Raw genomic sequence first — 26,293 nt, forward strand, 5'->3', positions numbered from 1 at the left:
GTGAAGCATGTGACGCTACGGCTCGACGAGACGCCCACCGTGGTCGCTGCCGGTATCGGGGTTCACGGCGTCTCCACCGCCCACGACGTCTTCCGGCTGCCCGACCTGTGGCAGCTGCACCTCTACCACTACGAGGGTGCCCTGTCCCTCGGGCAGTCGGTCCACCCCATACGCCCCGGCCACGTCAGCCTGGTGCCACCGAACACCGAGGTGCACTTTCACTACCGGGGCAGGTCGGAGCATTTCTACGTCCATCTGCGGCTGCCCGACGGCGGAACCGCGCGGGTGGTGCCGGTGATGCAGGACGCCGCGGCCGAGAGCACCCGCCTGGCCGATCTGCTGCGACACGCCGTCACGGCCATGCCGACCTCTCCCCCGCGAGCCACGGCCGAGGTCTGGACCGCTCTGTGGCGCATCGCCGAGTTGCCGAGGGGCGAGGGAGCCGGGCGCCGCCACCCCTTCGTGGCCGCCGCACAGGCCTACGTCGAGGAACACCTGGCCGGACCGCTGTCCGTACCGGAGGTCGCTCACGCCGTCGGAATCTCCCACACCCATCTGACGCGCGTGTTCCGTGCCGAAACCGGACTCACGGTCGTGTCGTACATCCGGCACCGACGCCTTCAACGCGCCCGCCACCTCCTGTTGTCGTCCACCCTTTCCATCACCGCCATCGCCGCGGCCGTGGGCATCGCCGACCTCCAGGCCTTCAACAAGGCCTGCCGCCGTGAACTCGGCGCCAGCCCACGTGACGTACGTGCGCACGCCCTCGCGGGGCTGGACATCAGGGATGCCACCGGGGCGGCGCCGGTCAGCCGACCGGGCTGAACATCCACAGCAGGTTGGTGCTCTGCTGCCACGCCCACTGCTTGGTCACGGCCCCTTCGGCGACCATTCCGCCGCCGTCGAGGACCAGTCCCGTACTGCGGTTGGCGATCGAGTACCGGCCTTGCCCGCGGTGGACGATCTGCCACTGCTGGGTGTTGCCGCCGTCCCAGGCCTTCTGCCGGGCCGGGTCGCCGTTGCCGGTGGCGCCCCAGCCGTCGGCCACCATGCCGTTGGTGCGGTTGACGAGCCGGTAGTAGCCGTTCCCGAGTTCGACCGCCTGCCACTGGAGATTGGTGCTGTCCACCGCCTCCCACTGCTTGAGGTTCGATCCGCTCGCGACGTCGCCACCGCTGTCCAGCACGAGGTGGTTCGTGACATTGGTCAGGCGGAAGTACTTGTCGGGCCGGAACGTCACCTTCAGTGATCTGATGACGTCGTTGTTGCCGGTGACCCGAAGGTCGGGGGTGTTCGAGGTGAACGTCCAGGCGGTGCCGGTGAAGTTGTCGCCCAGGTAGCCCGTCACCTGATAGCCGTCGGGTACCAGGACGGACGATGCCGTGGCGGGCGCCAGGCCGGCGGCGGACAACTGGGAGGACGTGTAGCTGCCCAACGGCAGGACGGCGCGGGCACCTTCGTAGTTGACGTCCGAGGTCACCGCCGCGGAAACGCTCACGGGCATGCCCTGGACCTCGACGCACACCACGGGGACGTCGGCGTTCGGCGCGGTGGCCGGCACGGTGACGTCGATCTGGTCGGTGACGGTGTACGGGAGTGACACCGAGGGGTTGTTCAGCAGGTAGACGCGGCTGATCGTGTTGTCGATCGCCGGGATCCGCAGCCGGCCGTTCGTGGGCCAGGTGAAGACGTGGGCGAAGAGCTTGCCGTCCTTCTTGGTGACCTTCCCCCATGAGGGTTCGGTGGCGAACGGGCTGCCGCTGGTGCCGTGAATGCTGTCGCTGTGCGTCGACATCCATGAGGCCAGGCCGTTCAGGACGGTCTGGGATCCGGCGGTGACCGATCCGTCGCCCTTGGGGCCGATGTTCAACAGGAGGTTGCCGTCCCGGGAGACCACCGTGATGAGTTCCTGGAGGATGTCCTTGACGGATCGATAGGAGTTCTCACGCCCCGCGTTGTAACCCCACGCGCCGTTCATGGTGGCGCACCGCTCCCACGGCCGGCTCATCGGCGCGGAGGGGATCCCGAACTCCGCGACCGCGTAGTCGCCGAGACCGTGGTCCCGCTTGACCCTTTCGTTGACGATGAGGCCGGGCTTGCGGGCGATCAGCCAGTTGTAGAGGTCGATGCCGTCCGACTTCAGCCACCAGTCCTCCAGGGTGGGGCTGGAAGGCTCGCCGAACCAGTCGCCGTCGAACCACAGCAGTGCCGGGTCGTAGCGGTCCAGCAGTTCCTGAAGCTGCGCCTTCAGATCGGCGATGTAGGCGGTGCGGGCGGCCTGCGAGGACATCGTGGTGAGACCGCTTTGGTGACGGTCCGTCTGGGACGGGTGGTTCCAGTCGAGTATCGAGTAGTACAGGCAGAACTTGATGCCACGGCTCTCGCACTCCCTCTTGAGGTCCAGGAGGAGGTCGGTCTGGACGCCGTTGTAGTCGTGCAGGTTGTACTGCCTCGTGCCGGTGGTGTCGGTGAACCCCGCGACGTCGGAGTCCCACATCGCGAAGCCCTCGTGGTGCTTGGAGGTGATCACGAGGTACTTCATGCCAGCGTTCTTGGCCAGTTCGGCGATGGTGGCGGCGCTGAACTGGGTGGGGTTGAACTGCTTGGTGACCTGACTCTGGTAGTCCGCCTTGCTCCACTGCTGGCTGTCGAAAGCCCACTCCCCCTGGCCGAGCTGCGAGTAGGACCCGAAGTGGATGAACATCCCGAACCTGGCCTGGTACCACCAGTCCATCTTCGAGGGGACGGCGTACGCCTCGGCGGTGGAGGGCCACAGGATCTGCGGCAGCCCGAAGGCCGCCACTCCCCCGGCAAGGGCGGCGGCCTTCATCAGAGAGCGTCTGCTGAGGGAGGCAGAGGACATGGGTGCGGCTCCATGAATCGAGGGAGACATCGGATGGATTTATAGGAGACATAGGATGGCTGCGTCTATAGCTGGGGCGAGATTGACCCAAGGAAGGGAACAGACACGGTATTTGAGAGACCCATGGAGACGTGACGCCCTACTCACCCATCGAATGAGCGCTATAGATAGGATCTATCGCAGGACCAGGTGCAGGACGTACATCAGCGTTCCGGGAAGCTGGGCGGCCGGCTCGGCGCGGGTTCCTCGCGGTGGAGCCGGCCCGAGGTTGGATTTCGGGAGGCACCCACGTCGGTCAAGCCACGGTAGGGCCGAATTTCGGCCACGACTTACTCAGTAACAGCACATGAACGCCCCAGGAAGAGCAAAGGAACGTTCCTGATTCAACCGCCACCTTGTTGTCGTGACCGCGACATCCGTACGGTCTGCGCGATCACGGTGCACACCCCGCACCGAGGTCGTACCGCGCACCCCCCACAGCCCTTCCCGGTTCACCCGCTATGTGAAGGACGTACGTTGCGCAGAACCGTTTCCCTTACCGCCGTGGCCACGCTCGCCACGGCCGCCCTCGCCCTGGCCGCCCCGCTCGGCCACGCAGCCCAGGCCACCGCCTCCCCGTCCCACGGTGTCACCGTCGCCCACGCCTGCGCGGCCCCGACGCAGAAGGGCGAGATGGCCTGCAACGCCCTTCAGGTCACCGCCGGCACCCCGAAATCGGCGCACGCCGAGAGCGACCTGACGGCCGCCGCCGCACCCTCCGGCTACGGCCCCGCCTCGCTGCAGTCGGCGTACAACCTGCCCTCCGCGAGCGGGGGTTCGGGCCAGACGGTGGCGATCGTCGACGCCTACGACGACCCCAACGCCGAGGCCGACCTCGCCACCTACCGCTCCCAGTACGGCCTGTCCGCCTGCACCACCGCCAACGGCTGCTTCAAGAAGGTCGGCCAGAGCGGCGGCACCAGCTACCCGCGCGGCGACTCCGGCTGGGCCGAGGAGATATCCCTCGACCTCGACATGGTCAGCGCGGCCTGCCCGAACTGCAAGATCCTGCTGGTGGAGGCCAGTTCGGCGTCCATGACCCACCTCGGCACGGCCGTCAACACCGCTGTACGGCTGGGCGCGAAGTTCGTCTCCAACAGTTACGGCGGCTCCGAGTCCTCCAGTGACTCGACGTACGACTCCAGCTACTTCAACCACCCGGGTGTCGCCATCACCGTCTCCTCCGGCGACAACGGCTACGGCGTGGAGTACCCGGCCGCGTCCAAGTACGTGACGGCGGTGGGCGGTACGTCCCTGAAGACCGCGTCGACCTCGCGCGGCTGGACCGACACCGTGTGGAGCGGTGCGGGCTCCGGCTGCTCCACGTACGACGCCAAGCCCAGCTGGCAGAAGGACACCGGCTGCACCAACCGCACGGTGGCGGACGTGTCCGCGGTCGCCGACCCGAACACCGGTGTCGCGGTCTACGACAGCTACCGCTCGGCCACCGGCTGGATGGTCTTCGGCGGCACCAGCGCCTCCTCCCCGCTGGTCGCAGCGACGTACGCACTGGGCGGCGCCCCGTCCGCCGGTTCCTACCCCGCGTCCTTCCCGTACGCGCACACCTCGGCGCTGTACGACGTCACCAGCGGCTCCAACGGCAGCTGCGGCGGCTCCTACCTCTGCACCGGCACCACCGGGTACGACGGCCCGTCCGGGCTCGGCGTCCCGAACGGGACGGCCGCGTTCACCGGCTGAACACCCGCATGACGTAAGCCGGTTGGACGTGTGCACCAAGCGGAGGACCACCGCCTGGTCGTTCGGGCATTCGTGGTCCTCTGCCATCGGGTCGGAGCCGGCGGCGACGTCGGCTCGTTGGTTACGGATGCCGGCCGCGGCCAGTGGGGCTCGGCGTGGGTGTCGGTGTGGGTGAGGTGCTGCCACCGGTGGTGCCGCCGATCAGCCCGCCGTCGCCCGCACCGCCGGTCGAGCCGCCGCCGGTGGTGGGGCCGGCGGTGTCGGTCGGGGTCGGGCTGGGGCAGTCCTTCTTCCGCCCGTGGCATGTTCCGGTGGTGGGGCTCGGTGCCGTTGGGGTGGCCGACGGCGTGCTCGCGGTGGCGGAGGGGGTCGGCGAGGGGGCGCCGTACTCGTCGCTGCTCTGGCCGAGTTGGGGTGCGGGCGGGAACTGTTGGACGGGTCGGCCGTTCAGAGCGGCGGTCATGTAGCCGGTCCAGATCTCGGTGGGCATGTCGGCGCCGAAGACCTTGGAGTAGCCGCCGACGCCCTGCATCGACTGCAGACCGGCTTTCTTCGGATCCTCCTTGAACATGCTGACCGACGTGACCAGTTGCGGGGTGTACCCGATGAACCAGGCGGACTTGTAGTCGTCGGTGGTGCCGGTCTTGCCGGCCGCCGGGCGGCCCAGCGCCTGGGCGTTCGTGCCCGTGCCGTGTTTGACCACGTCCTGCAGCACGTCGGTGACGGTGTCGGCGGTCGAGGCGGGCATGGCTGTCGTCCCCTTGGGCGCCTCGAATCCGGGCAGCTGCCGGCCGTCGGCGATGACCTTGGTCACCGAGTACGGCTCGTGCTGGACGCCGCCGTCGTCGAAGGTGGCGTACGCGCCGGCCATGCGGATCGCCGAGGGGGTGGAGGTGCCGATGTAGAAGCCGGGGGTGTCGTACTGCAGGCTGCCCCGCAGCAGTCCCGCCTTGAGGGCTTCGTTCTCCACGTTGTCGTAGCCGACGTACTCGCCGAGCTGGACGTACGGGGTGTTCACCGACTGCTCCATGGCCTTGCGCAGGGTGATGTAGCCCCACTTCGTGGAAACGTCGTTGCGCTGGTGCAGGAGCCCCGTGGGGTCACCCGGGTTCGGCATTTCCTGGCCCTGCTGGTTCTTGATGGTGATGCCGTCGTCGCCGTTGAACTTGGAGTCCGGGGTGATCGGTGAAGGCGAGTGGCCCGGGGAGAGTACGGCGCCGTGGTCAAGGGCGGCGGCCAGGTCGAACGGCTTGAAGGTGGAGCCGACCGGCACCCCCTTGGCGTCGGCGTTGTCGGTCCAGTGGCCCTTGTCCCAGCCCGCTCCGCCGTACAGCGCCACGACCGCACCGCTCGACGGATCGACCGACGCCGCACCGACCTGGACATCCTTGTCGGCCGAGCGGTGCTTCGGGTCGAGGTGCTTCTTCTGCATCGCCGCGACCGACGCCGCCAGCGCCTTCACCTTCTTCTTGTCGAAGGTGGTGTAGATCTGGTAGCCGCCGTGGCCGAGCTGCTGGTCGGTGAGGGACGTATGGGCCTCGACGTACTTCTGCGCCGTCTGCACCAGATAGCCGGTCTGCCCTGACATCCCCGCCGACGGCGTGTAGGGCTTGGGCGTGGGGAATCCGGCGGCCAGGTACTGCTGTTCCTGCGCATCGGTGATCTTGTGGATCTTGGCCATGCGCTGCAGGACGTACGTCCAGCGCGCCGTGGCCTGCGCCTTGGCCTGCGGGTCGGTGTCGGCGAGCATCATCACGCTCGGCTCATTGACCGTGGCCGTGAGGAACGCGCCCTGGCTGACGGTCAGTTGGGAGGCGTGGACGTGATAGTAGGTGTTGGCCGCGGCCTCAATGCCGTACGCGCCCCGCCCGTAGTAGCAGCTGTTGAGATAGCCCTGCAGGATCTGCTGCTTGGACATCTGCCCACCGATCTTGAGGGAGATCATGATCTCCCTCAACTTGCGGGTGACCGACTGGCTCTGGTCGAGGTAGGTGTTCTTCACGAACTGCTGGGTGATGGTGGATCCCGACTGCACCTCGCCGCCCGTGGCCATGTGGTAGACGGCACGCAGCATGCCCTGCGTGTCGATGCCGGGGTCGGAGTAGAAGGTGGCGTTCTCCGCGGCCAGGAAGTCCCACTGCACCGCCTTGGGCACCTGGGCCAGGTCGACGTTCTGCCGGTTGGTCGAGCCTTGCGTGGCCATCACCGAGCCGTCGGACCAGTAATAGGTGTTGCTCTGCTGCTGGGTGCTGGGATTCGCACTCGGAATCCTCGTCGTGGCGTAGGCGTACGAGAACAGGCCCAGCAAGCCCCCGAAGAAGAGCAGGAAGGTGCCCAGCATCTGCTTCCACGAGGGCAGCCACCGCCGCACGCCCCGCTTGCCCGCACGTGGGTAGTCGATCAGGCGCCGGCCGGAACGTGCCGCATTCGTGCGCCGCGCGGCCGCCCGGCCGGAACGCCCGGCCGCCGCACGAGGCCTGTCCGCCGCGCGGTGGCCCCGCCTGTCCCCCGCCCGCGCAGCCCTGCGCGCCTCGGCACGGCCGCCGTACGGTACACCGTCCGAGCCGGACGGCTCGGTCCTCCCCGACGGTCGGCGCCGGTGTTCACTCATCCTCGCCACTCCTCAGCCAGGCACAGGCCTGCTCGCCGCTGCGAAGCCGACCGGCCCCGCCATGACGCGTGAAGGGCCTGGCCTGGGGCCCACTGCCACTCTCGCCAATTACTACAAGTTGTAAGATTAAGCGGTGCGGAGCATACGACGGCAACCGGCTCCGCCAAAGCCCGGGTGGCCGGCGTGGGCGAAGCGCGGACGACCGCCGTCGATGCACGGCGCCGGTTTCTGGAGCAACGGGCCAGAACCTCTGCAACCGGCAAAACGGCTGGACCCGCCCGCACGAGGATTGGCTCAGAAAGCGTCATTCCGAAGGAATGCGAAACTCGAATTCGGGACGGTCCCACGGCACGGCGGGCGGGTTCGCGAACACGGTCCCGGTCCGCACCGCACCAACACGGCGATAGAAGTCCTCGGCGGGAACATGCGACACGACCCTGAGACGGTCGATCCCGGCGGCACGGGCCTCGGACTGCATATGCGCCACGAGCAGCCGTCCGATGCCCCGCTTCTGCACGTCGTCGGCGACGAACAGCAGGTCGAGCTCCGGTGGAGCGAGGACTAGCGAGTAGAACCCGAGGACCCGGCCTCCATGCTCGTCGGCGCCGACGGCCACGAAGGCACGGTGGGCCTCGATGTAATCAGGACCGACCCGGTAGCCCGCGACCGCGGCTGCGTACTTGCCCTCGTAGGCGCCTGAGCCGCGCACGAGCCGTGTGAGCCGTTTGGCATCCCGCGCGACGGCCCTCCGTATCGTGATCGGCTGGCTGACCGGGGAGGTGCGTGGACTCATCGGGAAAGTATTTCGCACCGGGGAGGGTCTTCGTGCGGCGGGTCGGCTGCTCGGGCAGGCGTTCCTGCACCGCTCCCGGGGCTGCCGTGGCGAGGCGGGTCGGCGTATTCGTCCAGCAGCGCGGACGAAGACGCCGCCGGCAGCTCGCGAAGCCGGCTCAGCCGCCGCGCCGCACCCGGGCCGCCTTACGGGCCTCCGCGAGCTTGCGGGCTTCGCTGCTCTTGCGGGAGGACGACCTGCCACCGGAACCGCTCTTCGCGTCCTTGGTGCTGCCCAGGCCGCCGAACGGGATGTTGTGGTTCTTGGGGCGCGGTACGGCCGGTCCGCCGTCGAGAGGCTTTCCGGAGGGGGCCCTGGCGCCGGTGATCCGGCTCAGCTCCGCCTCGCCGGACCGCACTTTGCTGACCTTGGGGGCGACGTCGGCGTCCGCCATGACCTGGCTCGTCTCGCGGCGCTGTCCCGACAGGACGAGTGTCACGACGGTGCCGGAGCGGCCGGCCCGGGCCGTGCGGCCCGCGCGGTGCAGATAGTCCTTCGGGTCGGTGGCCGGGTCGACGTTGACCACGAGGTCGAGGTCGTCGACGTGCAGGCCGCGTGCGGCGACGTTCGTCGATACCAGCGCGGTGATCTGCCGGTTCTTGAACTGGGCCAGGGTCCGGGTGCGCTGCGGCTGGGACTTCCCGCTGTGCAGGGCGGCGGCGGCCACGCCGCTGGCCCGCAGATGCCGCGTGAGCTGGTCGACGCCGTGCTTGGTGTCCAGGAACAGCAGAACGCGGCCGTCCCGGGCGGCGATCTCCGTGGTCACGGCGTACCGGTCCGGGCCGTGCACGACGAAGACGTGGTGCTCGATCGCGGAGACGGCGCTGGACGAAGGGTCCACCGAGTGGACGGCGGGGTCGCGCAGGTAGCGCTGCACCAGCTGGTCGACGTCGCCGTCGAGGGTGGCGGAGAACAGCATCCGCTGCCCGTCGGGACGCACCTGGTCCAGGACCCCGATGACCTGCGGCAGGAACCCCATGTCACACATCTGGTCGGCCTCGTCCAGGACCACGATGCGCACCCGTCCCAGTCCGCAGTCCTTGCGCTCGATGAGGTCGTGCAGCCGACCGGGCGTGGCGACGACGATCTCGGCGCCATCCCGCAGCACGGCTGCCTGCCGTCCGATGGACACGCCGCCCACCACGGTCGCGAGCCGCAGCCGCAGCGCCTCGGCGTACGGGGTGAGCGCCTCACCGACCTGCTGCGCCAGCTCCCTGGTGGGCACCAGAACGAGCGCCAGCGGCTCCTTCGGCTGCGCGCGCTGCCCGGCCGTCCGGGCGAGCATCCCCAGGCCGAAGGCGAGCGTCTTGCCGGATCCTGTGCGGCCCCGGCCCAGGACGTCCCGTCCCGCGAGCGCATTCGGCAGCGCCGCCGCCTGGATGGGGAAGGGCACCGTCACGCCCTGCTCATCGAGCGCCCGCAGAACCTCGGACGGCAGCCCCAGCTCGGCGAAGGACACCGCGGTGGGTCCTGCCGGAGTGGCGCGCGACGCCTCGGACACATCGCCCTGCTGCCGGGCATCGGCACGTGCTGAATCGCTCACAGAGAGCCTTCCTGCGAAGGGACCGTACCGAGGAAGGCGCGGCGGGGACGCGGCCGCCGACCAGCGACACTCAACGGAGCGCCGACACAGCGGCACAGCAAAAGCGCAACGCTAGCACGTGGCACACCGTCCGCGCCTCCCCGAGCCGCGCCGCTCAGCCCAGGAACGACAGCCGGACCTGGGATCCGGACCAGGAGCGGACCAACTTCGCTTCTCCACCCTGGAGACAGCTCCCTGCGGCGGGACGGGCGGGGCGTCGAGTTCTCACGTGCGGCTCCTTGGTCCCACTGAAAACCCTGATGTCCGGTATATCAAACAGAGTTCGACAAGTCGGCCAGAAGGTGAAGGTGAGCCCTGTGTGCGTCAATGGACTGAGCAGGCCTGGATGACACCTGCGCGGCGGTTGTGTTTCTGGCGAATCGCCGCCGAGGGAAGGGATGTTCGAGATGCCGTACCGCTTCGGCCCATGGGACGTTACCGTTCAGTAGACAACGCCGTCCCGGAGAGGTGTCCCGTATGACGCTCGACCGTGCCGCAGGCCTGGCGGAGTCCGCCCGAGCTCTCGCCGAGGGGGAGACCACCTCCCGGGCGCTCGTCGAGCAGGCCCTCGCGCGGATCGAGGCGACGCAGCCCTCCCTCAACGCCTTCCGGGTCGTGCGCGCCGAGGCCGCCCTCGCCGAGGCCGACGCGGCGGACCGGCAACTGGCCGCCGGGGTGCGCAAACCGCTGCTCGGCGTGCCCGTGGCCGTCAAGGACGACATGGACGTGGCCGGTGAGCCGACCGCTTTCGGCTGTGACGGGGAGTTCCCGCCGGTCGCGGAGGACGGGGAGGCCGTACGGCGGCTGCGGGCGGCCGGGGCCGTGGTCGTCGGCAAGACCAACACCTGCGAGTTCGGGCAGTGGCCCTTCACCGAGGGGCCCGCCTTCGGCGCGACCCGCAATCCGTGGCATCCGGAGCACACGCCCGGCGGCTCGTCCGGCGGGTCGGCCGCCGCCGTGGCCGCCGGTCTCGTGCCCGCCGCGCTCGGCTCCGACGGCGCCGGATCCGTGCGCATCCCCGCCTCCTGGACCCACCTCGTCGGCATCAAGCCGCAGCGCGGCCGCATCTCCACCTGGCCGCGCGGCGAGTCCTTCCAGGGCATCACCGTCAACGGCACCCTCGCCCGCACGGTCGCCGACGCGGCCCTGCTGCTCGATGCGGCGAGCGGCAACCACGAGCGCGATCCGCACCGGCCGGAGGCCATCAACGCCCTGGAAGCGGTGGGCCGCGAGCCCGGGCGGCTGCGCATCGCGCTCTCCCTCAAGCCGCCGTTCACCGCCGTGCCCGCCCGCCTCCAGCCGGGGGTACGCGCCCGGGTGCTCCAACTGGCCGAGCAGCTCAGCGCGTTGGGGCATGTCGTGGAGGAGGCCGACCCGCCCTACGGGCAGATCGGGCTCACCTTCGTTCCCCGCGCCACCGCCGGCATCGCAGAGCGCGTGGCCGAGACGCCGTTCCCCGCCCTCCTGGACCGGCGCACCCGCGAGGCCGCCCGGCTGGGCCGGCTGCTGGGCGGGGTGCCGCTGCGGGCGGCGCGGCGGGCGGAGGCGGTGCTGCAGCGCCGTATCGGCACCTTCTTCGAGTCGTACGACGTCGTCCTCGCGCCCACGACCGCCGCTCCCCCGCCACGCATCGGCGCGATGCTGCAGCTGAGCGGTTTCGCCACCGACCGGGCGATGATCGCCGCGTGCCCGTATGCCTGGCCGTGGAACGTGCTGGGCTGGCCCGGGGTCAACGTGCCCGCCGGGTTCGTGAACGGCGGACTGCCCGTGGGGGCGCAGTTGCTCGGGCCGGCCGGGAGCGAGCCCCTGCTGATCTCGCTCGCCGCGCAGCTGGAGGCGGAGCTGCGCTGGCACGAGGCGTGGCCGCCGCAGCGGGCCGTCACGGATTCCCCGGCGGCATAGGCGGTTTCGGCCCGTACCCTGTGCCCATGGACGATGCGTCGATGGTCGGGCTCATGGGGCGGGTCACCGGTACGGTCGGGCCCGGGCTCGTCGGCGAGGTGATCGTCCGGGTGCGGGGCGGGGCCGAGCACTTCCTCGCGTACGCGGCCGCCGGGAGCGACCGGATCGAGCGGGGCACGGTCGTGATGGTCGTCGAGTACCTGCCGCCCAGGACCGTCTACGTCACCGCCGCATACGACAGTTGAGCATGCTCCGCCCCAGGTGAGAGCCTTGGCAAGGGTCGGGCGTCAAGAAAACGACAAGGATTCCCAGGCGTCTTCTCACCGGCCTCGCGCAGGAGCACACTCCCTTCGTTCGGTGCCGGAAGGGCACCATGCAAAGGGGGCGTATGCCGATGGTTGTCGGCGTCGTTGCGGGAGTGGTGGTTGCCTCCATTCTCGTTCTGATCGGTCTGTTCAAGCTCATGTGGCGCGTCGCCGAGCCCAATGAGGCGCTCGTCATCTCCGGCTCGAAGCACAAGACGGAGGGGCTCGGCGAGGGCATGGGATTCCGCATCGTCACCGGGCGCGGCACGCTGGTGCTGCCCGGTGTGCAGGCGGTGCGCAAGCTCTCGCTCGACCTGAACGAGACCGAACTGCATGTGGACTGCGTGACCCACCAGGGCATTCCGCTCAAGGTGCGGGGCGTGGTCATCTTCAAGGTGGGCGACGACTACGTGTCGATCGCGAACGCGTCCCGCCGCTTCCTCGACCAGCAGAAGCTGATGGCGGAGCGGGTGCACAACGTGTTCGCCGGTCATCTGCGCTCCATCGTCGGCGGCTTGACCGTCGAGGACATGATCCGCGACCGGGAGAAGCTCACCGCGCAGACCCGGGCCGCCTGCGGCACGGAGATGGAGAAGCTGGGGCTCATCGTGGACTCCCTGCAGATCCATGAGATCGAGGACCCGACGGGGTACATCCAGAACCTGGCCGCGCCGCACGCCTCCGCCGTCCAGCGGGACGCGCGGATCGCGCAGGCGGAGTCGAACCGGCTGGCCACCGAGGCCGAGCAGCAGTCGTTCGCGCGGATGGCGGAGGCCACCCGGGACAGCGAGATCCTGCAGGCCGGCTACCAGGCCGAGCGGGACAAGGCGGCCGCACAGGCGCGGCAGGCGGGTCCGCTCGCCGATGCCGCGGCCCGGCAGGAGGTCGTCGTGCAGGAGACCCGGGTCGCCGAACTCGAGGCGCACCGGCGGGAGCAGCAGCTCCAGGCGGACGTCCGCAAGCCCGCGGACGCCAAGGCCTACGAGAAGCGCACGCTGGCCGAGGCCGAGCGCGACGCGCGGATCTCGGCGGCACAGGCCAAGGCGAAGGAGACCGAGCTGGCGGCCGCCGCCGAGGCGACCCGGGTCAAGACGGCCGCGAGCGCCGAGGCCGAGGCGACCAAGGCACGCGGTGCGGCGGCCGCCACGGCGACCAAGGCCACCGGTGAGGCCGAGGCCGCCGCCGCGCAGGCCAAGGGTCTGGCGGACGCCGAGGCCACCAGGGCCAAGGGGCTCGCCGAGGCGGAGGCCATCAAGGCGAGGGCCGCGGCCCTCGCCGAGAACCAGGAGGCGGTCGTCGCCCAGCAACTCGCCGAGAACTGGCCGGAGATCGTCAAGGCGGGCGCGTCCGCGTTCGGCAGCGTCGACAACATGGTGGTGCTCAACGGCGCGGACGGCATGGCCGACATGCTCGCCAAGGCGCTCACCATGGGCGGCACCGGCCTCGGGCTGGCCCGCCAGCTGCTGGCCTCGATGAACCAGAACGGGCAGACCCCGCACGGCACTTCGCCGTCCCTGAACGGGACAGCGGCACCGCCGTCGCAGAAGGTGCCGGTGGAGAAGGAGGGATAGCGGCACCGGCACGGTTACGACAACAGCTCCCGGGGGTCCTCGGTTTCGAGGGCCCCCGGCCTGCTGAGGCGCCCCGCCCCTCTAAGGTGCCTGCGTGACTGCGTTTATGGATGAGAACGTCCCGGGCCGCTTCGGCCCCACCGCCACCACCGAGGCCGACCCCCGCCAGGTCGGCAGGGTGCGCACCGAGTACTCCCCCGCGCACGACGGCGACCCCGACCCCGGCGAGATCGTGTGGACCTGGGTGCCCTTCGAGGAGAACGACGGCCGCGGCAAGGACCGCCCGGTGCTCGTCGTCGCCCGTGAGAGCGGCGGCACCCTGCTCGCCGTGCAGTTGTCCAGCAAGCGGCACGACGACGACCGGGAGTGGGTGGCAATCGGCAGCGGGCCCTGGGACCGGTCCGGGCGGGACTCCTGGATCGACGTGGACCGGGTGCTGCGGCTGCACGAGGACGGCATGCGCCGCGAGGCCTGCGCCCTGGACCGCGGCCGGTTCAACCTGGTGCGGCAGCGGCTGGCGGAGCGCTACGGCTGGAGCTGAACGCCAGGCCCCGGCCTGACCGGCCGGGGCCTCGCGCATGTCACGCGAGCTCGGGCTGAGGCTCCAGTTGCCGTGCCGGAGCTGCCGTCGGTTCCCACGCTCTGGTGGTCCGCACATAGTCGTGGATCACCGAGATCATCGCCAGCAGGAGCAGCGGCCCGAACAGCCACGCGTGCCTGGCCATGTCCATCGGCAGATAGCGGTACGACACCAGCAGTGCGGCGAAGACCGTTGCGCCGTGGGCGACCAGCTGGATCCCCGACCGGTCCCAGCCGCGCGTGTTCGCGCGCAGGGCTGCCTCGATGGTGAGGGTGAACACCGCGCCCGCGATGAGGTCCGCGCCGTAGTGGTAGCCGAAGCCCAGGGTGGCGCAGAGCGTCGCGATCAGCCAGAACGTGCCGGCGAAGCGCAGCGCCCGTGGGCCCTTCCGGGAATGGATGAAGATCGCGGTGGCCCATGCCGTGTGCAGGCTGGGCATGCAGTTGCGCGGGGTGAACGCGTCGAACGGCATCGGGTGCGGGGCGTTGAGCGGCGGCGCCGTGCCCGGCCACAGGTCGGCCACCGCCCAGTGCACGGTGGGCAGCGCGTCCGGCCCCAGGTCGGGTGAGGGCCACTGGTCGGTGCCGGTGCCGTAGGCGAAGATCGGCCCGACCACCGGGAAGATCATGTAGATGGCCGGTCCGAGGAGGCCGATCACCAAGAACGTGCGCACCAGATGGTGGCTGGGGAAGCGGCGCTCGGCGGCCACATTGCGCAGTTGGTACAGCGTCACGACGACGGCGGCCACCGCGAGTTGGCCGTAGACGAGGTCGAGCAGGTGGAAGCCGACCGGGCCGGTGGCCTTGACGACCCGGCCCACCAGCCATGACGGATTGCCCAGCGCGTGATCGGCGGTTGCCACGTACTGGTCGAGCACCATCGTGCGCGTCTTCGAGGTGATGAGCAGCCAGGTGTCACCGGTCTTGCGGCCGGCCACCAGCAGCAGGGCCAGCCCGACGCCCTTCAGCAGCAGGACACGTTCCTGGCCGGTGCGGCGGGTGACGGCGATGACGGCGCAGCCCAGAATCACCCACAACGCCCCGTTTCCGAACGGATGATGGCCCTCGGTCACCCTGACGTCACACGCCCAGCGCACCACCAGGAAGACGATGTCGATGCCGATCGCGGTACCCGCCGCGATGAACCGTTGCCGCCGGGTGAGCACCACCATCATCAAGCCCATGCTGGCGTAAAGCAGGAAGCCCGATTTCGGGGGCAGTACCACCTCTTGCACCTGGGTCGTGAGTGGCCCCGGCAGGCCGTAGCGGCGCGCGGCGACCTCCAACGCGAGGAGGAATCCGAGCACCACTGCACCCGCCGCGGTCCACAGCACCGTCCGCGGCCGCCACGAGGTGGCGAAGGAAGAACTGGATCTTATTCGCGAGAACAACCGCGATTCTCTGGGTATCAATTGGCCGGCCGATTTTTTTAGATGTTGGTTAGTCAGGTCGCTTTTTGTACTGGATGGCGAGGTTTTTCGGTAGAGGGCGGACTATGGCGGCGATCGCCGTGGGCTCGAACATGCTATCGGGGCAGTGCAAGTGGGTTTCGCTGGTCACGGGCGGTCTCGCAACGCCCGCACCGGCTGAGAAGACCTGTTCGGCCCGAACAAGGTTGCCTCACCGGGCAGTCAGCAGGCCGATTCCCAGGGCGATCAGCGCCGCGACCTTGGCGGCCTCGAGGGCGACGTAGTAGAGGTGGTCTCGCGAGCGGGGCAGGTCCTCGCCCGCCAGGACCCGGTCGGACCTACGGTTGAGGCGCGGGCGTACCGCGAGCAGTTGCGCGAGGAGCAGCGCCGCCGCCGCGGCGACCGGCCCCACGACCCGGCCGGGCGGATCGCCCGCCGCGACGGCGGCCACGACCACGACGGCGAGCACGGCCTCGGTGAGGTTCAGCGCCCGGAAGACCAGCCGGCCGATCCCCAGCCCGATGGGAATGGTCACGCCAGGCGCACGGAACTTCAGCGGTGCTTCCAGGAAGGAGATCGCCAGGACCATGCCGAGCCAGACGAAGGTGATCGCGGCCGCCACCGCGGCCCACGTGGGGTACATCAAGGATGCCTCTCTGCTGTCTGCTGCGGTGCGGGCGCCAGGTGGGCCAGGCACGCATCGGGTTCGGCGAACGGTTCCAGATCGGTCGCGGCCAACGGGGCGCGCAGCTCGGCCAATGCGCCCTGCATCAGCGCCAGATGCAGCGGGCAGACCAACTGGCCGTACTCCTCGGCGAGTTCGAGGAAGGGGCAGTGCCGCAGCCGGATCCGTGCGGGGACCTTGCCGCCTTCCGGGTCCGGGGCGAAGCCGAGGCCGTCCAGCAGCTCGACGAGCCGGCCCGCCGACTCCTCGGGGGTGGGCCGCCGGGACGGGGGCGGCGGCTCGACCAGGGAACGGCCCCAGGCCCGGCCGGCCTCCATCGCGGTGGACCGCGCGTCGGGCCCCGTGGCGGCGATCCGGCCGAGCAGCATCTGCGCGAGCAGCCGATAGCTGCGGGTTCCGCCTCGGTCCATGCCCGGCCTCGGGGCGTAGACGGTGCGCGGCCGCCCGGGCCCGGAGGGCTCCAGCACCTGCCGCTCGACGAGGCCCTCTCCGGCCAGGGCCTCCAGGTGGAAGCGAACGGTGTTCGGGTGAACACCGATGCGCTCGGCCGTCTCCGCGACGCCGAGCGGGACCGCGGCCGTGCGCAGCACGTCGAGGACCTCGCGCCGACGCCGGCTTCTGTGCGCCCCCGACATGCCCCTCACTCCCCTCCCACCTGCGACCATTTTCTCCAAATAATACTTGTAATAATTGGGGGCAAGCGGCAGGGCCGGCGAGTGCGCACAGATGGAGGGGAGCCGATGAGCAAGGCCGAGAGGCAGGCCGGCCGGGAGGCGGAGGTGGCGGTCCCGCGCATCCTGGGCAACACCGACGCCTTGAGCGCCACGGCTTCGAGCGACACCGCGGTGCTGTGGAAGCTCGCCGAGAGCGGACGCCAACTCGACGCCAATGTGGTCCGGTTGACTCCGGGCCGCCATATCGCCCCGCACGCGGAGCCCGACCTGGACGTACTGGTGCTCGTCGTCGCAGGCGACGGCGTCCTCGGCGCCGGCCGGCAGGACGAGCCGCAGTCCCTGACCACCGGCACCCTGCTCTGGCTCCCCCACGGCTCCACCCGCAGCATCACCGCGGGGGACGACGGCCTCGCCTACCTGACGGTCCACCGCCGCCGCCCCGGCCTGCAGATCGGCCAGGCTCCCTGAGACCACGTTCGCCAGCCCTCTGAGGCCTGTGCGAACGCAACGACAAGCAAAGTACTGGACCGGGGAACTCGGACCGACTTCCGTCCGTCTTCCTAGGTGAGTCCCCCGCAGCATCCCCCGTCTGCGGGGGACTCACCGACTCGGCTGCGGCTGCGCCACCGGAAACGCCTGTGCGAACGCACCTCGGACGGTATGGCCCGTCGTGCGGTCCAGGATCCCGAACGTCACCCGCTCGAAGGTCCGCGCGAATCGGCCGTCGGGGCCGAGCAGCGCCCGGAAGGCGCCCGCCACCTGCGCCGGGTCGTTCTGGAAGACCCCGCACCCCCAGGCGCCCAGCACCAGGCGCCGGTAGCCGTGGGCCGCCGCCGTCTCCAGCACCCGCTCGGCGCGCACGGCCAGGGCCTGCGGCAGTTCAGCGGCGCGCTGCGGCGCCGTACGCCTGATCACTCCGGCGTTCGGGGCGGCGGCGGTCAGGAAGCCCGCGGTGCAGGGCTCGTCCAGCAGGCGGCCGCGGTCGTCGCGGAAGACGGGCACCGCCGGGGAGTGGATGACCCGGTCGGTGTAGAACGGGTCGCGGTGGGTGCGGTGGTGGTCGTAGAACTCCGGGGCCCGCAGCAGGCACGTGTACAGCGCGGAGGCGCGGCACAGGGCCTCTTCCTGGGCCTGGGCGCCGTTGAGGAAACCACCGCCGGGGTTGCGGGCCGAGGCGAAGTTCAGCACCGCGACCCTCCCGCCGAGCCGGCGCGCCGCCTCCAGGCTGCTTTCGCCCGTGACCTCGAAGAACGTGTCGGCGGTGGCGGTCGGTGACACGGGCACGGGCTCCGGACCGTACATCCGCGTACCGGCCCGCGCCGCCTCCACCTCCGCGGCAATGGACACCTCGCGCCCGTCGGACGCCTGATACCCGCCCGCCGCCACGATCTGTTGCGTCTGCTGTGCGACGCCGCGCAGGCGCGCGCTCATGGCGCCACCCCCGTGTGCGCCGTGCGCGCGCGCCGTGCGCGCTCCCCCGTCGTGCTCATGGACCGATCATGGGCGATCCTGGACATGCGGTGCAACAGAGTTTCCGCGTCCGCGAACGCCCAGGAACGCCACAGGAAACGCCGGGAACGAGGAGATTACCGAGCCGGAACATGCCGATACGCACCCTTGTGCGATGCGGCGGGAGGGTCTTGGGTGGGACGGGTGCTGCCGTCCGGGTACCTGACGGGCCGGGCCGGCGACACGGTCGAATCTCAGGAGGTTCCCGACATGTCAGATACGCCGAGCGCCGCTCCGGCGAGCGACTGTACGGAGCCCCGCACCGCCCTCACCCCAGCCGAGGTGGAGGCACTGGTCCGGGGCATCTGTTTCAAGACCGGCCCACCCCGCACCGTCGGGGTCGAAGTGGAATGGCTCGTCCACGAGCTGCGCACACCGCAGCTCCCCGTCACATCCGAACGACTCGAAGCGGCCTACGCCGCACTGCGGACCGTGCCCCTGAGGTCGGCGCTCACCATTGAGCCCGGCGGCCAGCTGGAGCTGAGCTCGCCGCCCGCCACCTCCCTGATGGAGTGCATCGGTACCGTCTCCGCCGACCTCGACGCCGTCCGCTCGGTCCTCGCCGGGCAGGATCTCGGCATCGTCGGCATCGGCCACGACCCCTGGCATCCGCCCCGCCGGTACCTGCACGAGCGGCGTTACGACGCCATGGAGACCTGCCTGGACCGCACCGGCCCGTCCGGGCGCCGCATGATGTGCACCTCGGCCTCCGTCCAGGTCTGCCTGGACGCCGGATACGAGGAGCCCGGCCCCCTCGGCCACGGCCGCCGCTGGTGGCTGGCGCACCAGCTGGGCGCGGTCCTGGTGGCCGCCTTCGCCAACTCCCCGCTGGCCGGACACGAACCCACCGGCTGGCGCTCCACCCGGCAGCTGCTGTGGCTGGAGATCGGCCCCGGCCGCGCGGGCGCACCCCCGCTGGACGGCGATCCCCGTCGGGCCTGGGCGCGGCACGTCATGGACGCGCCGGTGATGTGCATACGGGGGGACGACGGGCCCTGGGACGTTCCGGAGGGGCTGACCTTCCGGGAGTGGACCAGGTCGGGGGCGCCGCGGCCCCCCACCCGCGAGGACCTCGACTACCACATCACGACGCTGTTCCCGCCGGTCAGACCGCGTGGCTTCCTCGAACTGCGCATGATCGACGCCCAGCCCGGCGAGGACGGGTGGATCGTCCCGCTCGCCGTGACGAAGGCGCTCTTCGACGACCCGCAGGCCACCGAGACCGCGTACCGCACCGTGAAGCCCCTGGCCGAACGGGCGCTGACGCTGCCGGCGCCGCACAATCCGCTGTGGATCGACGCGGCCCGGGTCGGCCTGGCCGACACTGAGCTGCAGGAGGCGGCGGTCACCTGCTTCACGGCAGCGCTCGACGCCCTGCCCCGGCTCGGCGCCACCACCCAGGTCACGGACGCCGTGTCGGCGTATCTGGACCGCTATGTCAGTCAGGGCCGCAGCCCCGCCGACGACCTGCTGGACCGGGTGCGTGGCACCGACCGGCGCCCGCACGGGAAGGACCTCCGCACATCATGACCGACCCCGCCCTCGACGAATCCTCGATCGACGCAGAGACCCTGCGCGAGCGGGCCCTGACCACCCTGACCACCGCTCGCGCCCGCACCACGCTCCTGACCAGCTGTGTCGAGGAGACCGACCTGACCGCGCAGCACTCACCGCTGATGTCACCGCTGGTGTGGGACTTGGCGCACATCGGCAACCAGGAGGAGCTGTGGCTGCTGCGGGCCGTCGCCGGCCGGGAGGCGATGCGCCCCGAGATCGACGGCCTCTACGACGCCTTCGAGCACCCGCGCTCCGAGCGGCCCTCGCTGCCGCTGCTGCCGCCCGCCGAGGCCCGCGCCTACGCGGCCGAGGTGCGCGGCCGGGTGATGGACCTGCTGGAGAGCGCCGACTTCCACGGCACCCGGCTCACCGAGGCCGGTTTCGCCTTCGGGATGATCGCGCAGCACGAGCAGCAGCACGACGAGACGATGCTGATCACCCATCAGCTCCGCAAGGGCCCGCAGGCCCTGACCGCCCCGGACCCGGAACCCGTGCCGCTGTTCACCGGCCCGGCCGAAGTCCTCGTCCCGGGCGGCCCGTTCACCATGGGCACCTCCACCGAGCCATGGGCGCTGGACAACGAACGCCCCGCGCACCGGCGCGAGGTGGCGTCCTTCTACATCGACACCACGCCGGTGACGAACGCCGCCTACCAGGCGTTCATCGACGACGGCGGTTACGACAACGAGCGCTGGTGGACGGCCGCCGGCTGGGCGCACATCCGCGAGCACACCATCCACGCACCGCTGTTCTGGAAGCGTGACGGCAAGCAGTGGCTGCGGCGCCGCTTCGGCATCACCGAGGTCGTACCGCCCGACGAGCCGGTCGTGCACGTGTGCTGGTACGAGGCCGACGCCTACGCCCGCTGGGCCGGACGGCGGCTGCCCACCGAGGCCGAGTGGGAGAAGGCCGCCCGCCACGACCCGGCGAGCGGCCGCTCGATGCGCTACCCGTGGGGTGACTCCGACCCTGCGCCCGAGCACGCCAACCTCGGGCAGAGGCATCTGCGCCCGGCCCCGGCCGGCAGCTACCCCGCGGGCGAATCCCCGCTCGGCGTAAGGCAGTTGATCGGTGACGTGTGGGAGTGGACGTCGAGCGACCTCGCACCCTACCCGGGCTTCGAGGCCTTCCCGTACAAGGAGTACTCGGAGGTGTTCTTCGGGCCCGAGTACAAGGTGCTGCGCGGCGGTTCGTTCGCCGTGGACCCGGTGGCCTGCCGGGGGACGTTCCGCAACTGGGACTACCCGATCCGGCGGCAGATCTTCTCCGGGTTCCGCACCGCCCGCCCCGCGGGAGACGTCTGATGTGCCGACACCTGGCCTATCTGGGGCCCGAGGAGCCGCTCGGCAGGGTTCTCGTGGAGCCCGCGCACGGCCTGTACCGCCAGTCGTGGGCGCCCCGGCGGCAGCAGTACGGGACGGTCAACGCCGACGGTTTCGGGGTGGGTTGGTACGCCGAGGGCGACCCGGTACCGGCCCGCTACCGCCGGGCCGGGCCCATCTGGGCCGACCTGTCCTTCGCCGACCTGGCCCGCGTCGTGCGCTCGGGGGCGGTCCTGGCCGCCGTACGGGATGCGACCCTGTCGGGTGCCGACGCGGAGGCCGCGGCGGCGCCGTACGCGGCCGGGCCCTGGCTGTTCAGCCACAACGGTGCGGTGAAGGGGTGGCCGGGTTCGCTGGCGCCCCTGGTGGCGAGCCTGCCCGCGGTCGACGTGCTGTCGATGGAGGCCCGCAACGACTCGGCACTCGTGTGGGCGCTGGTCCTGGCGCGACTGCGGACCGGGGACGACGAAGGGCAGGCGCTGGCCGACACGGTCGTGGAGGTCGCCGAGGCAGCCCCCGGTTCCCGTCTCAACCTGCTGCTCAGCAACGGCGAAACCATCACCGCGACCACCTGGGGCGACACCCTCTGGTACCTGTCCCGGCCCGGCCGCAGCGTCGTCGTCGCCTCCGAGCCCTATGACGACGATCCGCACTGGCAGGAGGTCCCCGACCGCACCCTGCTGGCGGCGAGCCGCACCGACGTGCTGCTCACTCCCCTCAAGGAGCCGAGCGACGCCTCGGCCCCCGCACTGCCGAAGGAGCCCCGTACGTGAGTCCGTTCCTTCTCACCCGCACCCTGCCCGAGGACGCCACGGACGCAGCCCTGCGCGCCGACGTCCTGCAGGGCCTCACCGGCAGCCCCAAGACGCTGCCGCCGAAATGGTTCTACGACGCCCACGGCAGCGAGCTGTTCGAGCAGATCACCGAGCTGCCCGAGTACTACCCGACGCGCGCCGAGCGGGAGATCCTCATCGCCTGCTCCGCCGAGATCGCCGCAGCGACACACGCCCGCAGCCTGATCGAACTCGGCTCGGGGTCGTCGGAGAAGACGCGCTATCTGCTGGACGCGCTGACCGGGCTGCACACGTACGTGCCCGTCGACGTCAGCGAGAGCGCGCTCACCCAGGCCGGGCAGGCGCTCGTCGCCGAGCGTCCCGGCTTCCAGGTCCATGCGCTGATCGCCGACTTCACCGCGAGCGTGACGCTGCCGGACACGCCGGGTCCCCGGCTGATCGCGTTCCTCGGCGGCACGATCGGCAACCTGCTGCCGGTAGAACGGGCCGCCTTCTTCGCCTCGATCCGCTCCCTCCTCTCCCCCGGTGACGCGCTGCTTCTCGGCACGGACCTGGTCAAGGACGAGCAGGTGCTGGTCCGGGCGTACGACGACGCGGCCGGTGTGACGGCGGCCTTCAACAAGAACGTCCTCGCCGTCGTCAACCGCGAGCTGGGCGCCGACTTCGACCCCGGCGCCTTCGACCACGTCGCCCTGTGGGACACCGCCAACGAATGGATCGAGATGCGCCTGTGCTCGCGCACCGCGCAGTCGGTGAAGATCCCCGCACTCGATCTCGCCGTCGATTTCGAGGCGGGCGAGGAGCTGCGCACCGAGGTGTCGGCGAAGTTCCGCAAGGAGGGCGTACGGACCGAACTGTCCGTGGCGGGACTGGAGTTGGCCCACTGGTGGACGGACGAGGAGGGCCGTTTCGCGCTGTCGCTGAGCGTGGCGCGCTGACCTGCGCACCCCGGGCCCGACCGCCGGGAACGGCGGTCGGGCCCGTAGCCTCCTGCAGGGAGACGTCGGACGCCGCGAGGAGGCCATGGTGCTCGAAAGGGGCACGCGGTTGCTTGCCGGCGCCATGGTCGTGGCCTGCATACTGCTCGTCGGACCCAGTGTCCCGGGCGGTGCCCTGTTCGCCAGGTCACTGCCCGCCGATGCCGCCAGGGATGTCGTACCGAACCGGGTCATGACGTGGAACCTCTGCAACCCCTGCGAAGCGGGCAACGTCGACCGGGCGGCGGAGATCGCCACGTATGCGCCCCAGGTCATCGGCTTGCAGGAAGCGTGCGTGAGTGACGTCGAGCGGATCCGGGACCACCTGAAGCGCCTCTACGGGCTGGTCTACCACGTCGAGTACGGGCCGGTCCTACGGAGTTGGGGTCGCTGCGGTGGGGCGCCGTGGAGTCCGGGAGGCTTCGGCCAGGCGGTCCTCGCGGCGGCGCCGATGACAGACCGCGCCACCGTGGAATACCCCGAAGGCGGCTCCGAGGACCGTGGCTACCTGGCCGTCACCACCACGGTGGACGGCCGGCCCGTCCGGGTCTTCGACACCCACCTCGCCCAACGGCGTCAAGAGGCAGTCCGCGCGGACCAGACCGCCGTACTCGCCACCGAGGTCGCGCGACACGACCGTGCCATCGTCCTCGGCGACTTCAACGCCGCACCTGACGCCCCCGAACTCGCCCGGATCTGGGCACTGGCCGCGGACACGGACCCCCGGTGCCGCCCCTCGCACGCCGGCAGCTGCGAGCCGACCACCGACTGGCACAGCAGGTTCGACTACGTCTTCCTGCGAGGCATCGCCCCGCTCGCGCACCGCGTGCAACCCACCACGTACTCGGACCACCACCTGCTCTTCGCCGACCTGGACGTGACGTAAGCGCATTCATCGACTTCGACGGTCCGGAAATCCTTCGAAACATTCGAGATGTCGCGCCCAGTCCTGGTTTGGATATCTCCTCCTCTGGCAGATAACTGCTGCCCAACCCTACGAATGTTTCGCGATCAATGCCGAAACTATTGACGCTTGACGGGGACAGGCCAACACTCTGGACCACAACCCGGCCTCAATCCGGCCTCGGACGACGAGGAGGAACCCCGCACATGGACATCGCACCCGCACACCCGATGAGCCGCAGGGGCGCCTGCGCGCTGCTGCTGGGCACCACCGCGGCGCTGGCCCTGCCCGGCACCGCCCGCGCCGCCACGGTCATCACCACGAACCAGACCGGCACCAACAACGGCTTCTACTACTCGTTCTGGACCGACGCCCAGGGCACGGTCTCCATGACCCTGAACTCCGGCGGCAACTACAGCACCAACTGGAGGAACACCGGCAACTTCGTCGCAGGCAAGGGCTGGAGCACCGGCGGACGCAGGAACGTGAGCTACTCGGGCAGCTTCAACCCGTCCGGCAACGGCTATCTGTCCCTGTACGGCTGGACGTCGAACCCGCTCGTCGAGTACTACATCGTCGAAAACTGGGGCACCTACCGGCCCACGGGGGCGTACAAGGGCACGGTCTCCAGCGACGGCGGCACGTACGACATCTACCAGACGACGCGGTACAACGCGCCGTCCGTCGAGGGCAACAGGACCTTCAACCAGTACTGGAGCGTGCGACAGTCGAAGCGGACCGGCGGCACCATCACCACCGGCAACCACTTCGACGCCTGGGCCCGCGCCGGAATGCCCCTCGGCAGCTTCAAGTACTACATGATCCTCGCGACCGAGGGTTACCAGAGCAGCGGCAGCTCCAACATCACGGTGTCGGGATGAGCACCGGACGAGGCCTCCCGTTACGCCCATGGACGACGACGCTGGCCGCCGTCGCCCTGGCCGCCACGGGCACCCTCACCCTCCACACCGCCCCGGCGCAGGCCGCCACCTGCAACGGCTATGTCGGGCTCACCTTCGACGACGGCCCGTCCGGCAACACACCGGCCCTGCTGGGCGCCCTGAAGCAGAACGGGCTGCGGGCCACGATGTTCAACGAGGGCCGCTACGCCGCCGCCTACCCGGCGCAGGTGAAGGCCCAGGTCGCCGCGGGCATGTGGGTCGGCAACCACAGCTACACCCACCCGCACCTGACCCAGCTCGGCCAGGCGCAGATCGACTCGGAGATCTCCCGCACCCAGCAGGCCGTCGCGGCCGCCGGCGGCGGCACGCCGAGACTGTTCCGGCCGCCGTACGGCGAGACCAACGCGACCGTGAAGGCCGTGGAGGCCAAGTACGGCCTGACCGAGGTCCTCTGGCAGGTCGATTCGCAGGACTGGAACGGCGCCGGTACGGATGCGATCGTGGCCGCCGCCGGCCGGCTCACCAACGGGCAGGTCATCCTCATGCACGACTGGCCCGCCAACACGGTCGCCGCGATCCCCCGTATCGCGCAGGGCCTGGCCGCCCGCAATCTGTGCGCAGGCATGATCTCCCCGCGGACCGGCCGCGCCGTGGCCCCGTCCTGACCGGAACCACCCGCACGAGCACCGGCCGCCATCCCGGTCACGATCCGACGGGGTGGCGGCCCTCCACTGCCACCATCACGACCAGTACGACCACGAGCAACAGGACGTAGGCGATGGAGTGGACGCGGTCCGTGACCCGGGCGGTGAGCCGCCTCGCCAACGCGATGGTGGGCAGTGAGCCGAGAAGCAGTGCGGCGCCCGCGGTGAGGTCGACGTAGCCGAGTCGCCCCGTACAGGCCGGTGCGGTCGGGGCGAGGGCGTAGACGAGGGTCGCGGCCACGGCGACGGGGACGCTGAGCGGGTTGGCCATGGCGGTCGCCTCGGCCATGGGCAGACCCCTGCGGCGCAGCAGCGGGACCGTCATGACGCTGCCTCCCACGCCCAGACCGGCGGCCACGAGACCGATTCCGGTTCCGCCGAGGGTGGTCGTGGCCCGCCCCAACGGCTTCGGGCCCGTCCGGTGGGCCACCGCAAGGAAGCCCTTGCGCAGCACACTGTCGGCGATCGTCACCAGCAGGTAGGCGGCGAACAGCAGCCGCAGTGCCGTACCGCCGATCAAAGTGGCCGCGAAGGATCCGGCACCCGCGCCGACGGCGATGAACGCCGCCAGCGGCCACACATACGCACGGCGCAGTCGGCCCTGACGCCACTGGGCCAGCGCGGCGGCCACGGAGTTGACGACCATGACCGCCGCGGAGGTCGCCACCGCGATGTGCATGGCGTCCGCCCCGGAACCCGTCGTCACGCTCAGGACGCCGTAGACGACGGGGACCGTGATGAAGCCGCCGCCGAAGCCGAAGAGGACCGTCGTCAGGCCGGTCAGGCAGCCGAAGAAGAGGAGGGTGGAGAAAGAGATCAGCACTGCTCAGACGCTACGGATCAGGCGACATGGCGGGCAATCGATGAATTGCCG

General features: G+C 70.4%; 23 protein-coding genes. 14 read left to right on the forward strand and 9 right to left on the reverse strand.

All coding sequences use genetic code 11. The features are described from left to right. The first annotated feature begins 9 nt into the window (after nt 1-9). Nucleotides 10-825: a helix-turn-helix domain-containing protein gene (locus ACWCRD_RS16350; protein ID WP_450966639.1), complete on the forward strand. Its 816-nt coding sequence runs from the start codon at nt 10-12 to the stop codon at nt 823-825. Here the strand turns inward: ACWCRD_RS16350 and ACWCRD_RS16355 are convergent. Then, entirely contained in the window at nt 809-2,863 is a 2,055-nt protein-coding gene (locus tag ACWCRD_RS16355) for an alpha-L-fucosidase (protein ID WP_450966474.1), read from the reverse strand. The two genes, ACWCRD_RS16350 and ACWCRD_RS16355, sit on opposite strands and share 17 nt — an antisense overlap. Before the next feature lie 516 nt (nt 2,864-3,379). On the opposite strand from ACWCRD_RS16355, the gene ACWCRD_RS16360 reads away from it, so the two are divergent. Next, entirely contained in the window at nt 3,380-4,600 is a 1,221-nt protein-coding gene (locus ACWCRD_RS16360; RefSeq protein WP_450966475.1) for a S53 family peptidase, read from the forward strand. A gap of 121 nt (nt 4,601-4,721) precedes the next feature. Here ACWCRD_RS16360 and ACWCRD_RS16365 read toward each other — a convergent pair whose 3' ends face one another. The 3 genes from ACWCRD_RS16365 to ACWCRD_RS16375 all read right to left on the reverse strand — a co-directional run bounded on the left by ACWCRD_RS16365 (nt 4,722) and on the right by ACWCRD_RS16375 (nt 9,586). Beyond that, the gene (locus ACWCRD_RS16365; protein WP_450966476.1) at nt 4,722-7,211 is read right to left on the reverse strand and encodes a transglycosylase domain-containing protein; all 2,490 of its coding nucleotides are present in this window, start codon (nt 7,209-7,211) and stop codon (nt 4,722-4,724) included. A gap of 304 nt (nt 7,212-7,515) precedes the next feature. Continuing rightward, a complete protein-coding gene (locus ACWCRD_RS16370; RefSeq protein ID WP_450966477.1) occupies nt 7,516-8,004 on the reverse strand; it encodes a GNAT family N-acetyltransferase in 489 nt (162 codons plus the stop codon). 157 nt (nt 8,005-8,161) lie between these two features. Then, complete coding sequence (locus ACWCRD_RS16375) at nt 8,162-9,586, reverse strand: DEAD/DEAH box helicase (RefSeq protein WP_450966478.1); 1,425 nt, start codon at nt 9,584-9,586, stop codon at nt 8,162-8,164. A 516-nt stretch (nt 9,587-10,102) separates the two neighbouring features. Here ACWCRD_RS16375 and ACWCRD_RS16380 point away from each other — a divergent pair. The 4 genes from ACWCRD_RS16380 (at nt 10,103) to ACWCRD_RS16395 (ending at nt 13,944) form a co-directional block, all read left to right on the forward strand. After that, nucleotides 10,103-11,527 (forward strand): amidase, encoded by a 1,425-nt coding sequence (locus ACWCRD_RS16380; RefSeq protein WP_450966479.1) that lies wholly within the window; start codon nt 10,103-10,105, stop codon nt 11,525-11,527. Between the two features lie 26 nt (nt 11,528-11,553). Then, on the forward strand, nt 11,554-11,772 hold the full coding sequence (locus tag ACWCRD_RS16385) for a hypothetical protein (protein WP_344400764.1): 219 nt from the start codon (nt 11,554-11,556) through the stop codon (nt 11,770-11,772). 143 nt (nt 11,773-11,915) lie between these two features. After that, complete coding sequence (locus ACWCRD_RS16390) at nt 11,916-13,403, forward strand: flotillin family protein (RefSeq protein WP_450966480.1); 1,488 nt, start codon at nt 11,916-11,918, stop codon at nt 13,401-13,403. A gap of 94 nt (nt 13,404-13,497) precedes the next feature. Further along, nucleotides 13,498-13,944, forward strand: a complete 447-nt coding sequence (locus ACWCRD_RS16395; RefSeq protein WP_450966481.1) for a type II toxin-antitoxin system PemK/MazF family toxin — start codon at nt 13,498-13,500, stop codon at nt 13,942-13,944. Between the two features lie 40 nt (nt 13,945-13,984). Here the strand turns inward: ACWCRD_RS16395 and ACWCRD_RS16400 are convergent, their stop codons facing one another. From ACWCRD_RS16400 to ACWCRD_RS16410, 3 genes are all read right to left on the reverse strand, one after another. After that, entirely contained in the window at nt 13,985-15,316 is a 1,332-nt protein-coding gene (locus ACWCRD_RS16400) for a phosphatase PAP2 family protein (protein WP_450966482.1), read from the reverse strand. Nucleotides 15,317-15,602: 286 nt separating this feature from the next. Beyond that, nucleotides 15,603-16,034, reverse strand: a complete 432-nt coding sequence (locus tag ACWCRD_RS16405) for a hypothetical protein (protein WP_450966483.1) — start codon at nt 16,032-16,034, stop codon at nt 15,603-15,605. Next, the gene (locus ACWCRD_RS16410; protein WP_450966484.1) at nt 16,034-16,711 is read right to left on the reverse strand and encodes a helix-turn-helix transcriptional regulator; all 678 of its coding nucleotides are present in this window, start codon (nt 16,709-16,711) and stop codon (nt 16,034-16,036) included. The genes ACWCRD_RS16405 and ACWCRD_RS16410 overlap by 1 nt, the downstream gene beginning before the upstream one ends. 105 nt (nt 16,712-16,816) lie before the next feature. Between ACWCRD_RS16410 and ACWCRD_RS16415 the strand changes: the two genes are divergently transcribed. Next, the gene (locus ACWCRD_RS16415) at nt 16,817-17,218 is read left to right on the forward strand and encodes a hypothetical protein (protein ID WP_450966485.1); all 402 of its coding nucleotides are present in this window, start codon (nt 16,817-16,819) and stop codon (nt 17,216-17,218) included. 132 nt (nt 17,219-17,350) lie between these two features. Here ACWCRD_RS16415 and ACWCRD_RS16420 read toward each other — a convergent pair whose 3' ends face one another. Next, nucleotides 17,351-18,181, reverse strand: a complete 831-nt coding sequence (locus tag ACWCRD_RS16420; RefSeq protein WP_450966486.1) for a TIGR02452 family protein — start codon at nt 18,179-18,181, stop codon at nt 17,351-17,353. 288 nt (nt 18,182-18,469) lie between these two features. On the opposite strand from ACWCRD_RS16420, the gene egtA reads away from it, so the two are divergent. The 7 genes from egtA (at nt 18,470) to ACWCRD_RS16455 (ending at nt 25,380) form a co-directional block, all read left to right on the forward strand. Continuing rightward, nucleotides 18,470-19,789: an ergothioneine biosynthesis glutamate--cysteine ligase EgtA gene (gene egtA / locus ACWCRD_RS16425; RefSeq protein WP_450966487.1), complete on the forward strand. Its 1,320-nt coding sequence runs from the start codon at nt 18,470-18,472 to the stop codon at nt 19,787-19,789. Further along, nucleotides 19,786-21,120, forward strand: coding sequence for an ergothioneine biosynthesis protein EgtB (gene egtB, locus ACWCRD_RS16430; RefSeq protein WP_450966488.1), 1,335 nt, complete (start codon nt 19,786-19,788; stop codon nt 21,118-21,120). The genes egtA and egtB overlap by 4 nt, the downstream gene beginning before the upstream one ends. Next, nucleotides 21,120-21,911 (forward strand): ergothioneine biosynthesis protein EgtC, encoded by a 792-nt coding sequence (egtC, locus tag ACWCRD_RS16435; protein WP_450966489.1) that lies wholly within the window; start codon nt 21,120-21,122, stop codon nt 21,909-21,911. The genes egtB and egtC overlap by 1 nt, the downstream gene beginning before the upstream one ends. Further along, the gene (gene egtD, locus ACWCRD_RS16440) at nt 21,908-22,870 is read left to right on the forward strand and encodes an L-histidine N(alpha)-methyltransferase (RefSeq protein ID WP_450966490.1); all 963 of its coding nucleotides are present in this window, start codon (nt 21,908-21,910) and stop codon (nt 22,868-22,870) included. Before egtC ends, egtD begins: the two co-directional genes overlap by 4 nt. Nucleotides 22,871-22,955: 85 nt before the next feature. Then, on the forward strand, nt 22,956-23,795 hold the full coding sequence (locus tag ACWCRD_RS16445) for an endonuclease/exonuclease/phosphatase family protein (RefSeq protein WP_450966491.1): 840 nt from the start codon (nt 22,956-22,958) through the stop codon (nt 23,793-23,795). A gap of 224 nt (nt 23,796-24,019) precedes the next feature. Beyond that, nucleotides 24,020-24,694, forward strand: a complete 675-nt coding sequence (locus tag ACWCRD_RS16450; protein WP_450966492.1) for a glycoside hydrolase family 11 protein — start codon at nt 24,020-24,022, stop codon at nt 24,692-24,694. Further along, complete coding sequence (locus ACWCRD_RS16455) at nt 24,691-25,380, forward strand: polysaccharide deacetylase family protein (RefSeq protein WP_450966493.1); 690 nt, start codon at nt 24,691-24,693, stop codon at nt 25,378-25,380. Before ACWCRD_RS16450 ends, ACWCRD_RS16455 begins: the two co-directional genes overlap by 4 nt. 37 nt (nt 25,381-25,417) lie before the next feature. Here the strand turns inward: ACWCRD_RS16455 and ACWCRD_RS16460 are convergent, their stop codons facing one another. Then, the gene (locus tag ACWCRD_RS16460; RefSeq protein ID WP_450966494.1) at nt 25,418-26,242 is read right to left on the reverse strand and encodes a sulfite exporter TauE/SafE family protein; all 825 of its coding nucleotides are present in this window, start codon (nt 26,240-26,242) and stop codon (nt 25,418-25,420) included. Nucleotides 26,243-26,293 lie beyond the last annotated feature (51 nt).

It is taken from the genome of Streptomyces sp. NPDC002092, assembly GCF_053593775.1.